This is a genomic window from Deinococcus wulumuqiensis R12 (genome assembly GCF_011067105.1).
In the GTDB taxonomy this organism is placed as follows: domain Bacteria; phylum Deinococcota; class Deinococci; order Deinococcales; family Deinococcaceae; genus Deinococcus; species Deinococcus wulumuqiensis.
The window spans coordinates 1385165-1398705 of the sequence record NZ_CP049357.1 but is presented as its reverse complement, the minus strand read 5'-3'; the positions used below and the strand labels follow the sequence as shown (position 1 = coordinate 1398705).

The 13541-nt window shown below is 69.7% G+C and carries 14 protein-coding genes; 6 read left to right on the top strand and 8 right to left on the bottom strand.

The window, feature by feature from the left end; all coding sequences use genetic code 11:
• Window positions 1–56 precede the first annotated feature (56 nt).
• Window positions 57–1043 carry a WD40 repeat domain-containing protein gene (locus G6R31_RS06850; protein ID WP_081608198.1) on the top strand — a complete coding sequence of 329 codons (987 nt, stop codon included), beginning with the start codon at window positions 57–59 and terminating at the stop codon, window positions 1041–1043.
• A 15-nt stretch (window positions 1044–1058) separates the two neighbouring features.
• Here the strand turns inward: G6R31_RS06850 and gluQRS are convergent, their stop codons facing one another.
• Genes gluQRS through G6R31_RS06830 form a run of 4 tightly spaced genes read right to left on the bottom strand, consistent with a single transcriptional unit; the run spans window position 1059 to window position 3797 of the window.
• Window positions 1059–1949, bottom strand: coding sequence for a tRNA glutamyl-Q(34) synthetase GluQRS (gene gluQRS, locus G6R31_RS06845; protein ID WP_017869584.1), 891 nt, complete (start codon window positions 1947–1949; stop codon window positions 1059–1061).
• Window positions 1950–1999: 50 nt separating this feature from the next.
• The gene (locus tag G6R31_RS06840; protein ID WP_017869583.1) at window positions 2000–2251 is read right to left on the bottom strand and encodes a hypothetical protein; all 252 of its coding nucleotides are present in this window, start codon (window positions 2249–2251) and stop codon (window positions 2000–2002) included.
• Between the two features lies 1 nt (window position 2252).
• The gene (locus G6R31_RS06835; protein WP_017869582.1) at window positions 2253–2864 is read right to left on the bottom strand and encodes a ParA family protein; all 612 of its coding nucleotides are present in this window, start codon (window positions 2862–2864) and stop codon (window positions 2253–2255) included.
• Window positions 2865–2900: 36 nt separating this feature from the next.
• Window positions 2901–3797, bottom strand: a complete 897-nt coding sequence (locus tag G6R31_RS06830) for an RluA family pseudouridine synthase (protein ID WP_017869581.1) — start codon at window positions 3795–3797, stop codon at window positions 2901–2903.
• 101 nt (window positions 3798–3898) lie between these two features.
• Here G6R31_RS06830 and G6R31_RS06825 point away from each other — a divergent pair, with 101 nt between their 5' ends.
• The 4 genes from G6R31_RS06825 to G6R31_RS06810 all read left to right on the top strand — a co-directional run bounded on the left by G6R31_RS06825 (window position 3899) and on the right by G6R31_RS06810 (window position 7168).
• Complete coding sequence (locus G6R31_RS06825) at window positions 3899–4675, top strand: FAD-dependent oxidoreductase (RefSeq protein WP_017869580.1); 777 nt, start codon at window positions 3899–3901, stop codon at window positions 4673–4675.
• Entirely contained in the window at window positions 4672–5655 is a 984-nt protein-coding gene (trmB, locus tag G6R31_RS06820; protein ID WP_017869579.1) for a tRNA (guanine(46)-N(7))-methyltransferase TrmB, read from the top strand. Before G6R31_RS06825 ends, trmB begins: the two co-directional genes overlap by 4 nt.
• 137 nt (window positions 5656–5792) lie before the next feature.
• The gene (locus G6R31_RS06815) at window positions 5793–6227 is read left to right on the top strand and encodes a hypothetical protein (RefSeq protein ID WP_017869578.1); all 435 of its coding nucleotides are present in this window, start codon (window positions 5793–5795) and stop codon (window positions 6225–6227) included.
• Window positions 6228–6229: 2 nt separating this feature from the next.
• Complete coding sequence (locus G6R31_RS06810) at window positions 6230–7168, top strand: class I SAM-dependent methyltransferase (protein ID WP_017869577.1); 939 nt, start codon at window positions 6230–6232, stop codon at window positions 7166–7168.
• An 81-nt stretch (window positions 7169–7249) separates the two neighbouring features.
• Here the strand turns inward: G6R31_RS06810 and G6R31_RS06805 are convergent, their stop codons facing one another.
• From G6R31_RS06805 to rocD, 4 genes are all read right to left on the bottom strand, one after another.
• Window positions 7250–8251, bottom strand: coding sequence for an isocitrate/isopropylmalate dehydrogenase family protein (locus G6R31_RS06805; RefSeq protein ID WP_017869576.1), 1002 nt, complete (start codon window positions 8249–8251; stop codon window positions 7250–7252).
• Between the two features lie 99 nt (window positions 8252–8350).
• Window positions 8351–9343, bottom strand: coding sequence for an NAD(P)/FAD-dependent oxidoreductase (locus G6R31_RS06800; RefSeq protein ID WP_017869575.1), 993 nt, complete (start codon window positions 9341–9343; stop codon window positions 8351–8353).
• Entirely contained in the window at window positions 9316–10014 is a 699-nt protein-coding gene (gene mnmC2, locus G6R31_RS06795) for a tRNA (5-methylaminomethyl-2-thiouridine)(34)-methyltransferase MnmC2 (protein WP_017869574.1), read from the bottom strand. The genes G6R31_RS06800 and mnmC2 overlap by 28 nt, the downstream gene beginning before the upstream one ends.
• A 282-nt stretch (window positions 10015–10296) precedes the next feature.
• Window positions 10297–11610, bottom strand: a complete 1314-nt coding sequence (rocD, locus tag G6R31_RS06790; protein WP_017869573.1) for an ornithine--oxo-acid transaminase — start codon at window positions 11608–11610, stop codon at window positions 10297–10299.
• A 375-nt stretch (window positions 11611–11985) separates the two neighbouring features.
• Here rocD and cysS point away from each other — a divergent pair, with 375 nt between their 5' ends.
• Entirely contained in the window at window positions 11986–13452 is a 1467-nt protein-coding gene (gene cysS / locus G6R31_RS06785; RefSeq protein WP_025567629.1) for a cysteine--tRNA ligase, read from the top strand.
• Window positions 13453–13541: the final 89 nt, after the last annotated feature.

The window sequence follows — 13541 nt, the reverse complement described above, 5'->3', positions numbered from 1 at the left end:
GCCTGGGGCGCTGCGCTGTCCCCCGTCTCATCTGCCCGGCCCCTACACTCGGGGGCATGTCTCCGACGCGTCTGTGGCCCGCCCTGTTTCTGCTGTGTTCGCTGGCCTCCGCACAGGTTTCCGGGCTGAGCGCGGCGGCGCCGGGAGCAGTGCCCCCCGCACCTGTCTCCCCGGCACTTGTGTCTCCAGCAACCGTCTCTCCAGCAACCGTGTCCCCTGAATCCGTCACCGGGGTCGCGGCCCTGCCGGGGGGCACGCGGCTGGTGTGCGCGGATACGTCGCTGTGGAAGCTCGGCGCCGGAAAGCCCGTGCGGTTCACGCTGCCCGAATCCTGCCAGGGCCTGCGCGTGAGTCCTTCGGGGCAACTGGCGCTGGTCGCCGGGGCGAAGGCGGCAAGCGTGTGGCACCTGGGCGACGGCAAAATGCTCACCCAGATTCAGTGGTCCGACCCGGCGCGGCGGGCAGCGTTTCTGGGCGACGCCGCGCTGCTGCTGGCCGGGGCGAACGGGCTGGAACGGCTCGACCTCGGCACGCAGGCCCGCACGTCGCTGCGGCCCGGTGCAGCAACTGGCGCAGTGACCGGAGTGGTGGCGGCGCCGGACGGCCAGCGGGCGGTGGTGGGCGACGGCACACGGGTTCAGCTCGTCAACCTCGCCGACGGGCAGGTGCTCTCCGGGGTGCGCTGTGAAGCCGCCTGCCCGGTGCAGGACGCGCAGTTCGGCGCGGGTCGCCGCGTGGCTGTGGTCCGCGCCGGAGACACGCTGTACGCCCTGCGCGAAGGCCACCCGGCGACGGTGGTGCTGCGCGGGGCGCAGGGCAGCGCCGGGTTTCCTCTGGCCGACGGCGGGACATGGGTGCTGACCGCAGGCCGCATCGAGCGCCGCGACGCGCAGACCGGGCGCCGCGAAGGGGTGGTCCGCCCGGAAGGGGTGAGCGGCCCGGCGGCCTGGACCCCGCAGGGCGGCCTGCTGTTCGTCTCTGGCCGGGAACTGGTCGAACTGGACGCAGCGGGCCGGGAAGTGGGGCGCACGGCGCTGCCCTGAAGCTCAGGCGCGGGCCTACCGGGCCAGCACCTGCCGGGACAGCACCGCCGCCCAGAGGGGCAACAACTCGGTGGCCGTGACTTCCTGGGGCACGGCCTGAAACTCGGGCCAGGGCAGGGACCGGGCAAGGTCGGCGAGCACCCGCCCCGGCGCCTCGCCGCGCTCCCGCCACTCGCTGAGCGGGGGTGCGCCGCCCCGTTTGGCGAGGCGTTCGCCCCGGTAGTCGGTCAGCAGCGGCACGTGCAGAAAGCGGGGCGGGGTGAACCCCAGCGCCCGGTGCAGCGCGGCCTGCCGGGGACTGGCGGTCCACAGGTCGGCGCCGCGCAGCACGTCGGTCACCCCCATCAGCGCGTCGTCCACCACCACGGCGAGGTGGTAGGCGTATACCCCGTCGTTGCGGCGCAGCACGAAGTCGCCCACGTCACGCGGCAGCCACTGACACAGCGTCTTGCCGGTCAGGGCGTCGGTCACACAGCTTTCGGCGTCCGGCACCCGCCAGCGCCGGGCCGCCGGGCGCTGCGGATGAACGCTGCCCGCGCGGCAGGTGCCGGGGTACACCGCTTCCTCGCCGTGCGGCGCCCCCGCGCTGTCCTGGATGGCCGCCAGCACTTCCTTGCGGGTGCAGGTGCAGGGGTAGGTGTCCAGCCGTGAGAGCGCCGCCGCGTAGAGGTCCAGGCGCCCGGACTGCCGGAATTCCTCGTCCCAGTCCAGCCCCAGCCACGCCAGGTCGCGCCGGGTCAGGTCGTAGGCCCAGGGACGCACCCGCCCGGCATCGAGGTCCTCGAAGCGCAGCAGGTGCCGCCCGCCGTGCGCGCGCGAATGCAGCCACGCCAGCAGCGCCGTGCGGGCGTTGCCCAGGTGCATGGCCCCGGTGGGACTCGGCGCGAAGCGGCCCGTGACGGTCATGGCAGGGGATTGTACCGGCCCCGCGTCGGTCCCGACCCTGGACGCGACGTTCAGGCCCGCTCGCGCAGCCAGCGCAGCAGCAGGTCCTCGACCAGTTCGCTCACGCTCTCGCCGCCTTCTTTTTTGACCTCACGCCACACCGCCCGCACCGTTTCCTTGCGGACGTAGACGGCTTCCACGCGCTCCTCGCTCTTGCCCCGGCTTTCGTCGGGGGCGGGGGTCTTTTTGGCCTTTTTGCCTGGCTTCCCCGACTTTTTTCCGCTGTCCTTCTTCTCGGCTGTCAGGTACTCGAACCGCGCCACTTCAGAGCACCTCTCGGGCGAGGCGGCGCACGTCGTCCCAGGCCTGTGCCGCGCGGGGATCACGCACGTCGCGGCACAGCACGCCGAGTTCGGCGGCCTTCTGGTAGGCGGCGTAGGTGCGCAGCATGGTGTTGCACACGGTCCAGCCGTCCTCGCGCAGGTCGTCGCGGGCGGCGTCGGCGGCCTGTCCGGTGGGCGGCACACGGGTCAGCACCACCCGGACCCGGCGGGCGGCGTCCTCGTCCTCGAAAAAGTCGAGCAGTTCGCGGGTGGATTCGAGTTCCAGCGCCGTGACCCCGCTGGGAATGAGAATCAGGTCGGCCCGCTCTGCCAGCTCACGCAGGTCCTTGCGCCTGGGCCGCCCCTCGGTGTCGATGACGACGGCGTCGAGGTCGGCCAGCTTCTTGGGCTTGACCTCCTCGGCTTCTACGACCGGGAACCCCAGGCCCTCTTCACGGCGGCGTGCCCAGCGCAGCGAACTGCCCACCCGCCCGTCCTCGTCGATGAGGGTCACGGCGAGGCCGCGCTCGGCCAGGGCGCCGCTGAGGTGGACTGCCAGCGTGCTTTTGCCCACGCCGCCTTTCTCTGACGTGATGGCAATGACTTTCGGCATACCCGGCCAGCGTAACAGAAGGCCCCGCGCGAATGGTCAGGCGGTTTCGGCAGACGTGGACAGTTCGGGGGGCGCCGGCGCGAGCAGCCGCAGGGGAGCGCCGCTGCGCGGGTGCGTCAGCGTGAGCTGCCAGGCGTGCAGCCGGTAGCCCAGGTCGCCCGGCAGCGCCTCCGGGCGGGGCAGGCCGCCGCTGAGGTACAGCGGGTCGCCCGCCAGCGGCAGCCCCGCCGAGGCGAGGTGAATGCGAATCTGGTGGGGCCGTCCGGTGAAAATCTCGACTTCGAGCAGCGTCGTGTCACTTCGCCGTTCCAGCACCCGCGCCCGGGAGTGCGACGCTTTGCCCGCCCGACTCGCCGCGAACACTTCTCCCAGGCGTGGATGCGGCACCGGGCCGATGGGCGCGGTGAGGTCGTACTCGTCCTGCCCGGCCACGCCCGCGCTCAGCGCCCGGTAGACCTTCCGCACCCGGCCCCCGCGCCAGTCGCGCAGCAGCGCCGCGCCTGCCTGCGGCGTCAGCGAAAACAGCACCAGCCCCGAAGTCCCGCGCCCGAGGCGGTGCAGCGGCGAGGCCCCCGGCCAGTCCCGGCGCACCCGGTGGAGAAGCGTGTGTTCCAGAAACCCGCCGCCCGGCACCGTCGGCAGGCCGGAGGGCTTGGAGACGGCGAGCAGGTCGGCGTCCTGATACGGCACGTCGAAGTGCAGCGGCACCTCGGGTTCGTCCCAGGGCGGGCGGTGCCAGACGAGCGTTTGCCCGGGCCGCAGCGTTTCGTCGCCTCCTGCGGTCACGCCGTCCACCTCCACCTCGCCCGCCGCCAGCCGCGCTGCCCACGTCGCGCGGTCCGAGTGGCGGAACTCGCCCGCCAGGAAGTCGAGCACGGTCACGCCGCCGCGCTGGATGGGGGAGACATAGGCATAACCGGCGTTCAGGGGCACGGGCGCAGTATGCCGGGAGAGGGGACGCCGGGGGCAGGTTTCCTGTGCGCTTTCCCTCTCCGGGCCGTTTGCCGCCGTCAACTCCTCTACACTCCTCCCCGATGACCCAAGGCCCTCCCATCTTTGGCCCCCTCTCGCCCCGCAGCCAGCCGCAGCCGGGGCACCTGTACGACGTGGCGGTGGTCGGCGCGGGCCTCAGCGGCACCGAACTCGCCTGGCGGCTGGCCCACGCGGGCCGGGACGTGCTGCTGGTGTCGCAGGCACTCGACTCGCTCGGCAACCTGTACCAGCCCACTGTTGCGGGCGCCGATTTTCCGCCCGGCAGCGTGTTCGCGCAGGTGGCGTCGCAGATGGCCCCCGACGTGGACGGCTGGACTTTTCACCGGCGGCTCAAGGCCGAAATCGAGGGCACCAGCGGCATTCACCTGCTGCAAAGCTGCGTGACCGCGCTGGATGAAACCGAGGAGCAGGTCACGCTGTCCACCTGGGAAGGCCCGCAGCTCCGCGCCCGGACGGTGGTGCTGGCGGTGGGGTCGTTCCTGAAGGGCCGGCTGCTCATCGGCGAGACGATGGAGGACGCGGGCCGCCTGTCCGAAGTCGCCTACGATGGGCTGGCCGACGACCTGATTCTGAGCGGCGTGTGGCTGGTCGGGGCCGAGGCGACGGCGCGGGGCGTGGAGGGCGCGCCCGATTACGACGTGCGTTTTCTGACCCCCGCCCCCTCGGAACTGGACGGCTTTCGCGTGGGTCGCCTGGACCGGGTGCGGATGCTGGGGCAGTGTACGCCCGGCACCCACACCTACCGCAGCGTGCTGGAAGACGCGGCGCGACTGGCAGAGGAACTCTCGGGCGAATGGACACAGGAGGGCGGCGCATGATTTTCCGACTGGGTGACTTCCATTTTCCCGACGACCCCGCCCGCCTCTACCCCGACACCCCGGACCGGCCCTGGGTGCTGGAAGTGGGGTTCGGCGACGGGCGCTTCTGGCCGCACTATGCCCGGACCTTCCCTGAGCCGCCGAATTACCTCGGCGTGGAAATCAGCGGGGTGTCGCTGCTCAAGGCCCACCGCCGCCTCAAGGACGCGGGGCTGAAGAACGCCGTGCTGACCAAGCTGCCCGCCGAGGTGCTGGTCGCCGGGGTGATTCCGCACGGCAGCCTCGACGCCATCGTGGTCAATTTCCCGGACCCCTGGCCCAAAGCCGGACACGAGGAACACCGCCTGCTGCGCGTGCCGTTTTTTCAGGTGGCCGCCAGTCGCCTGAAACCCGGCGGCGCGGTGCTGCTGACCACCGACCACGACGAATATTTCGAGTTCGCCTGCGCCCAGGCCGAGGCCAGCGGCGTCATGCGGGTCGAACGCGCGGGGCCGCCCCCCGCCGCGCTGGAAACCAAGTACGCCCTCAAGTGGCGCGACCTGGGGCTGGGCGCCCAGCACGCCCGCTTCGTGCCCACCCGCCACGACCCTGTTCCCAACGGTGCCATTTCTGGTGGCACCCTCGTCCCTTACTCGGAGGAAGACCCCACTGTGCCCCACGCTGTCCTGACCCTGCCCGCCGATTTTTCGCCTCAAGCCTTCGACAAGCAGACCGCGCGCGGCGGGACGTGGACGGTGGTCCTGCTCGACCTCTACGCCACCTTGCGGCGCGGCGGCTGGGTGGCGCTGGCGCACGTGGTGGAAGGCGACCTGACCCAGGAAGTGCTGGTCGGCATCACCGAGCGCGAGGACGGCACGCACCTCGTCCGGCTCGCCAAATTCGGCGGCCCCATCATCACCCCGGGCGTCAAGGCGGCGGTGGGCGCGGTGACGCAGTGGCTGGAAGGCCAGGGCGCGGTCGTCAAGCACCGGGGGTACTGAGCGGATGACCTGATCCCCTTTGACGAGCGCCTGGGCCTGAGCCGGGCACACGCGATGGTGCGGCGCCACTACGACGCTCAATCCGGGCAACCGCTGGAATAACCCTTTTCATGGGGCTGTCCGCTACAGTCGGGACCATGTTCAAGCGATTGGCCGTGCTGACTGTGCTGGCGCTGGGTGCTCCGGCACCGGGGACTCTGGCGCTGGGCAATCTGGCGCTGGGCAATCTGGCGCTGGCGGCGTCCTCTCCGGCACTCAACCACGGCCTCTCGGAACCGCAGCGCCGCGCGGTGTGGACCCACGCCATGCGCGGGCAACTCGCCATCGCCCAGCAGACGCAGGACATGGGGCTGACCCGGCTGCTCGCCGCCGAGACGAGGGGCCAGCCGCGAACGGCCCACTCTGCCTCGCTCTCCTGCGCGGTGATGGACCGCCTGGACGCCCAGGCCGCCCGGCAGCAACCGCTGGTGGACGCGCTGCACCGCCGTCTGCGCGGGGCGTATGGCCTGAGCGCCGCTGCCCTCGACGCCATCCTGCGTGAAGGCGAGACGAAGGGCTGGCCGCTGCCCTGAGCGTGCCGACCTTTCCTGACGTGACCTTTCCCGACCTGACCATCACCGACGCGCCGCTGTCCGACATTCTCCCCGCTGTGCGCCGCTTGCTCATCGACGGGGGCGAAGCCGTGCTGGACGTGCCCGACCCCGACCTGGGCCTGGGCCTCTACGCCGGGGAACGCTCGCCAGCAGGCCGTTACCGTTCCTGGCAGACCTGGGCCGACCTCGCCGAGTTGCTGGGGGCGCACCTGCTCACGCCCGAGCGCTTGCCGGGGGGCCGCGTGCGGGTGCGGCTGCGGGCGCACACGCCCCGGCCCGACCCCGACGCGCAGGGCTACGGCGCGGGCGAGTGGGCGCGGGTGGACAAGCTCGAAGACCCGGTGTTCGTGTTCACGCTGGTGGAGGCGCTGCGCCGGGTGGGACCGCCGCCGGGAGGCCGGGTGCTGGCCCTCGGCGTGGGCGGCGGGCACGAACTGGACGTGCTGGCGCTGGCGTTTCCGGGGCGGGACTTTGCGGTGCTGGGCGCAGACATCGAGCCGCAGGCGCTGGACCGGGCGCGGGCACGGCATCCGGCGGGGGACTTTCGCGTGCTGGACGTGAACACGCTGCCCCGTCCCGACCTGGGCCGCTTCGACCTCGTGCTGAGTCTGAGCCTGCTGCAAAGTCCGGGGGTCAGGACCGACGCGCTGCTCGCCGCCCTCGTCCGGCACCACCTGACGCCGGGCGGCGGGCTGGTGCTCGGCTTTCCGAACGCCCGCTACCGCGACGGGACGCTCAGTTACGGCGCGAGGGTGCGCAATTTCGTCCGGCCCGACCTCAGCCTGCTGATGGCGGACGTGACCGACGCCCGGCGCAGGCTCCAGAAGTACGGCTTCAAGGTCTTCGTGACCGGCAAATACGAGGTGCTGGTGACGGCGATTCTGGCGGGCAGCAAGACACCGGAGGGCCTGGAGCTTTGAGGCGGCGGCCCCGAGGCTGGGTGGGAGTGGGGGTCCAAACGAAAACCCCCGCCGAAGCGGGAGCCTGAAGCCTGTTTGGGTTTACGCCAGCGCCTGGATGACGGCGTCGGTGAATTCCTTCGTACCGGCGGTGCCGCCGAGGTCACGGGTGCGCGGACCTTCGGCCAGGACCTTGTTGATGGCGTGGTCGAGGCGGCGGGCCGTTTCATGGTCGCCGAGGTGGTCGAGCATGATGACAGCGGCCAGGATGGTGGCGGTGGGGTTGGACACGCCCTGACCGGCGATGTCGGGGGCCGAGCCGTGGACCGACTCGAAGATGCCGAACTTGTCGCCCACGTTGCCCGAAGCGGCGATGCCCAGCCCGCCCACCAGCCCGGCGGCGAGGTCGGAGAGGATGTCGCCGAACATGTTGGTCATGACCATCACGTCGAACTGCTGCGGGTTGCGCACCAGTTGCATGGCGGCGTTGTCCACGATCATGGTGTTCGTGGTCAGGCCCTCCACCGTCTTGGCGTGGTCCAGAATCGTGTTCATGAACAGGCCCTGCGTGACGGGCAGCACGTTGGACTTGTGAACGACGGTCAGGCGCTTGCCGCGCTTCATGGCAAGCTCGGCGGCGAACTTGCCGATGCGGTCGCTGGCCCCGCGTGTGATCACGGTGTCGGCAATCGCGGTGTCACCGTAGATGCGCTCCTGCTCCACATAGAGGCCCTGGGTGTTTTCGCGCACGATGACGAGGTCCACGTTTTCGTAGGAGTGCGGCACCGGGCGGGTGCGGGTGGGCCTGACGTTGGCGTACAGGTTGTACTTCTGGCGCAGGTGGCGAATCGCCCCGAAGAACCCGGCGGGCTTTTCTCCGCTGGGGCTGGTCGCCGCCCCGAACAGGGTCGCGTCGGTGGATTCCACCGCGTCGTACGTGGCCTGGGGCACGCTGGTGCCGTGGTCGAGGAAGTATTCGTAGCCCGCCTCGGCGTGGACATACTCGGCGTCGAAGCCTGCCGCGTCCAGCACGCGCTTGGCGGCAGGAATGACCTCGTGGCCGATGCCGTCGCCTTCAATCAAACAAATGCGGTATTTCGCCATGAGAGACAGTCTAAGGGAGATGAAGGCGGCGGTGCGGCAACGTCGGCGTTACCGGAAGTGTGACGGGGTGGGGGCGGAAGGGGGAAGGGGCTTGTGATTTTATTCCCGGGCGGAGAGGAGTTGCCCGGCCAGTTCGCGGGCCAGCAGCGGCCCCAGCAAAAAGCCCTTGCTGCCCAGGCCGCTCAGGTGCCATGCGCCCGCTTCGTCCCGGCCCACCTTCAGCCCGCTCAGGCGCGAGCCGGTCCAGTGGCCCGTGACGCGCAGGCCGGACAGGCCGCACAGCGCCGCGCCCTTGCCCAGCAGCCAGTTCAGCGAGGCCAGCGGGAGCGCAGTCTCCTGCCAGTGCGGGGAAGGCGCTTCGAAGGTGCCGCCGAGCGCCCCGCCCCGCGCCGTGGGCGAGAGGTAGGCCCCGAAACTGAGGGGAAAGGAGGTGGGAGCGCGGTCGAGCAGCAGCATCGTGCCCATGCGGTGCGTGCGCCGCTCGCCCGCCCAGGTCGAGCCGAGGGAACCGCCGCACAGGACGACGGTCGAAGGCTGAGGGGTGAGAGGAAAAAGACGCTCGCCGTCCTGCACGAACCATTCCCCCGCCCGCTGAACGGCGCGGCCCCGCAGCACTTCGGCCCCGCTTGCCCGTTGCAGCGCCGCGCAAAATGCCCGCCCGTCCACCCAGCCCCCGGTCGGCAGCCACAGCGCCGAGTGCCAGCCGGGAGCGATGGGAAACTCGCCCACGTCGCGCCATTCGTGGGGCAGTTCGGGAGGCAGGTGGCCCACGAACTTGCGCCGGGTCTTCTCGTCGGGCAGCGGGCGCAGGATGCCTTCCCGCCCGTGCGGGACGACGAAGCCCGCCGCCGAGAGGTCGCCCAGCAGCGCCCAGGTGGTCGCCAGTCCTTCCAGCGCCCGCCCGTCCACCTGCCCCGACTGCCCGCGCACCGGGTTGAGCAGCGCGGCGGGAACGTGGCTGGCAGCGTGCGTTGCGGCGTCTACCAGCGTCACCCGCGCTCCGGCCCGGCTCAGAAAATAGGCGAGGCTGCTTCCGGCAATCCCCCCGCCGATGACGGTCACCCTCACGCTGGCTTCACCGCCCGCAGACACTCGCGCTTGCCGGGGGCGCCGGGCCGCCGCTCCACGTGCAGGCCCGCCGCTTGCAGGCTGCGGCGAACGTGCCCCGCTGCCGAGTAGGTGCTCAGCACCCCGCCCGGTGCCAGCGCCCCCGCCAGCCGCGCCACGAAGTCGGGCGTCCAGACTTCCGGGTTGCGCGTGGGCGAAAAGCCGTCCAGATACAGCGCGGTGGCCCACCCCTGCGGCAACCCGGCCTCTGTTCCCTCCGCCGTGGTCACGTCGCAGAAGTCCACCCGCAGCCGCGCCCCGCCTGCCGCCTCGTTCAGCCCTTCAGGGCGCCCCCAGCCCCCCAGCACCCGCGCCCAGAGGGGGTGGTCGGCCCCTTCGCCCCCGGCGGCCACCTCGCGCAGCAGGTCGGCGGGGGCGGGGTCGAACTCGTAGGCGTGGTAGTGGAGCAAAACGCCCCGCGCCGCCGCATTCGCCAGCGTCGCCCGGAAATTGACGCCCAGCCCGAAGCCGATTTCCAGCACGCGGGGGGCCGGATGCGTGTCCGTGCCGCTGCCCTCCAGAAACACGTGGTGCGCCTGCGCCCGCGCCCCGTGCCGCGACCCGTACGCCTCCCCGAAGCGGGCATTGTGGGCGGTGCGCGAGCCGTCGGGGGTGAGCAGGACCGGGGAGTCGGAATCGGGGCTGGGGGCGGTCATCGGGGAGAGTGTAGAAGGTTCGCGCGGAAAAAAGCGGAAAGGACCGCAGAGATTGGTTTCCCTGCGGCCCCTTCAAGAGCGGTTCATTCCGAAGTGCTGTGTCGCGGCGTCGTTATACGGATTCCGATTGAATCTGGTAGTTTCAGATTCAATCCGACTTGCAAAGCTGCTCAGCAGAGCGGATGCGAGTAGGAAAAAATACGGATTCTGCGATATGGATGCACAGGCGGCGCCTTCCCAACTGTATAGGCCCGACTGTGCAGGAATTAAGCGGAATCCGTATTACACCTGCTCGACGCGCTGCGGGTGGTTGATTTCCTCCAGTGTGACTTCTTCGCCCTGGCCCTCGAACTCGCGCAGGGTGTCGGTGATGATGCGGATGCCGCGTTCCAGGTCGGCTTCGCTGATGACCAGCGGGGGCGCGAAGCGGATGATGTTGCCGTGCGTGGGCTTGGCGAGCAGGCCGCGCTCGGCCATCTTCAGGCAGATGTTCCAGGCCGTGTCGCTGTCCTCGTGGTCGTTGATGACCACCGCGTTGAGCAGGCCCTTGCCGCGCACCAGCTTGGCGACCCGGCTCTGCGCGACGTACTCGCTCAGGGCGCTGCGGAACTTCTGGCCCAGGGCTTCGGCGCGTTCGGCCAGTCCCTCATCCTCGGCCACCGTCAGCGCGGCCACTGCCACCGCGCCCGCCACCGGGTTGCCGCCAAAAGTGGAGCCGTGCTGACCGGGCCGAATCACGTTCATCACGGCGTCGTCGGCCAGCACCGCGCTGACGGGGTAGGCCCCGCCCGAGAGCGCCTTGCCCAGAATCAGGATGTCGGGCTTGACGTTTTCATGGTCCACCGCCAGCCGCTTTCCGGTGCGGGCAATCCCGGTCTGCACCTCGTCGGCGATGAACAGGGCGCCGTGCTGCTCACACAGGGCCTTGGCGCCGCTGAGGTAGCCCTCCTGGGGGACATACACGCCCGCCTCGCCCTGAATCGGCTCGACCAGGAAGCCCGCCACCCGGCCCGCGTGGGCGTTGAGCGCGGCTTCGAGCGCCCCGAGGTCGTCGTAGGGAATCCGCAGGAAGCCGCCGGTGTAGGGGCCGAAAGAGCGGCGGGCGTTCTCGTCGTTGGAAAAGGAGATGATGGTAGTCGTGCGCCCGTGAAAGTTGTTCTCGCAGACGATAATCAGGGCTTCGTTTTCGGGAATCCCTTTGACTTCGTAGGCGTACTTGCGGGCCAGCTTGAGCGCGGTTTCGACGGCCTCAGCGCCCGTGTTCATGGGCAACACCTTGTCGAAGCCGAAGTAGCGGGTCACGAACTCCTCATAGGGTCCGAGCTTGTCGTTGTAAAAGGCGCGGCTGGTCAGCGTCAGCGTCTGGGCCTGCTCGACCATCGCCCCCACGATTTTGGGGTGGCAGTGGCCCTGGTTGACGGCGGAGTAGGCCGAAAGAAAATCGAGATATTCCTTGCCGTCGGTGTCCCAGACCTTCGCGCCCTGGCCGCGCGCCAGAACGACGGGGAGGGGATGGTAGTTGTGGGCGCCGTAGCGGTCTTCGAGGTTGATGTAGTCCTGCTGGGTCGTGGGCTGGTTGACTGTGGGGTGGGTCATGGTCAGGTGCTCCTTTGCGGCGGAGTGGGGGAGAAACGGGCAGAGCGTTTGCCGCCCGCGGGCATTGGCCTTTCATGCTAGGGATTTCGGGATGTATGCACCACCCCGCGCAGGCGCATAAAGTTGCAGGCCAGGCCGCTTTGTCGGGCGGTTGTGCCGGACCACGCTGAAGGTCACGGGGGCAGTAGAAGGGGCAGCCGTTCTCCCCCAGTCGGTTCCTGCACGCGCCGGGTGCGGCCCGCTGGCATCTGCTATCTTTCCCCCATGTTCGCCCTGTGTTGCCCCCTGACGCGGTAAGCAGCACTTTTGCCCTGCCGCGCCCCTTTCCCCTTGTGGACAGAGGCGCGGTTTTTTCGTTTCCCGAACGAGGACTCCATGACCCAGCAGCCCGACCCCAATATCCACCTCTACGACACCATGCAGCGCCGGAAGGTGCCGTTCGTGCCGAGTACGCCCGGTCACGTCGGCATGTACCTGTGCGGCCCCACCGTGTACTCGGACGCGCACCTGGGCCACGCCAAGAAAGAAGTGGCGTTCGACGTGATTCGCCGCGCCCTGATGCACTTCGGCTACCGGGTGCGCTACGTCGCCAACATCACCGACGTGGGTCACCTGCTGGGCGACGCCGACGAGGGCGAAGACAAGTTGCAGGCCCGCGCCCGGCTGGAGCAGCTCGAACCGATGGAAGTGGCCGACAAGTACTTCTGGTCGTTTTTCAAGGACATGGACGCCCTGAACGTGCTGCGCCCCTCCATCAACCCCCGCGCCACCGGGCACATTCAGGAGCAGATCAAGCTGATCGAGGAACTCATCGCACGCGGCCACGCCTACGAATCGGCGGGCAGCGTCTACTTCGACGTGCGCAGCTGGCCCGACTACGGCAAGCTCTCGGGCCGCAAGCTGGACGACCAGGAGGAGGGCGTGCGCGAGGCCGTGCGCGAGGAAAAGCGCGACCCCCGCGACTTCGCGCTGTGGAAAAAGGCCGAGCCGGAACACCTGATGCGCTGGGACTCGCCCTGGAGCGTGGGCTTTCCCGGCTGGCACATCGAATGCTCGGCCATGAGCCTGAAGTACCTCGGCGAAGGTTTCGACATTCACGGCGGCGGCCTGGACCTGCAATTTCCCCACCACGAAGCCGAAATCGCGCAGGCGGAAGCGGCGGGCCACCACTTCGCCCGCTACTGGATGCACAACAACATGCTGACCATCGGCGGCGAGAAGATGTCCAAGAGCAAGGGCAACTTCACGACCATTCAGGACATCCTCCAAAAACACGAGCCGATGGTGGTGCGCTTTCTGCTGGTGTCGAGCCACTACCGCAGCGTGACCGAGATGAACGAGGAAGCCTTCGCCAGTGCGCAGGGGGGCTACCGCCGACTGAGCGAAACGCTGCATGAGGTGGAGCGGCGCCTGAAAGACGCCCCGGCTGGCTCAGACGCTGCGCTGGACGCCAAAATCGCCGCCCGCGTGCAGGAATTCGAGGACGCCATGCGCGACGACTTCAACACGCCCAAAGCGGTGGCGGCGCTGTTCGGCCTGACTGCGGAGGTCAACACCGCCCTGAACGCTGGCCCGGTGGGGCGCGACACGCTGGAACGGGCGCAGGCCGCCTACCGCACCCTGGGCGGCGACGTGCTGGGCCTGTTTGCCGAAGGGAGCGGCGCGGCCCCCGCGCAGGACGACGCGCCCGTGGTGGACGCCCTGATGGAACTGGTGCTCAAGGCCCGCCAGAACTACCGCCTGCAAAAGCAGTACGCCGAGGCCGACGAACTGCGCGACACCCTGACCAGAGCCGGAATCACCGTCGAGGACACCAAGGACGGGCCGAGGTGGAAACGCTGAGTCCCGCAGCGTGGCCCCCTGGCCCGATGTGAACACCGTGAGACAAACGCCCCGCCTCACGTGGTCGAGCTGTCATAGGTTTGTCACGG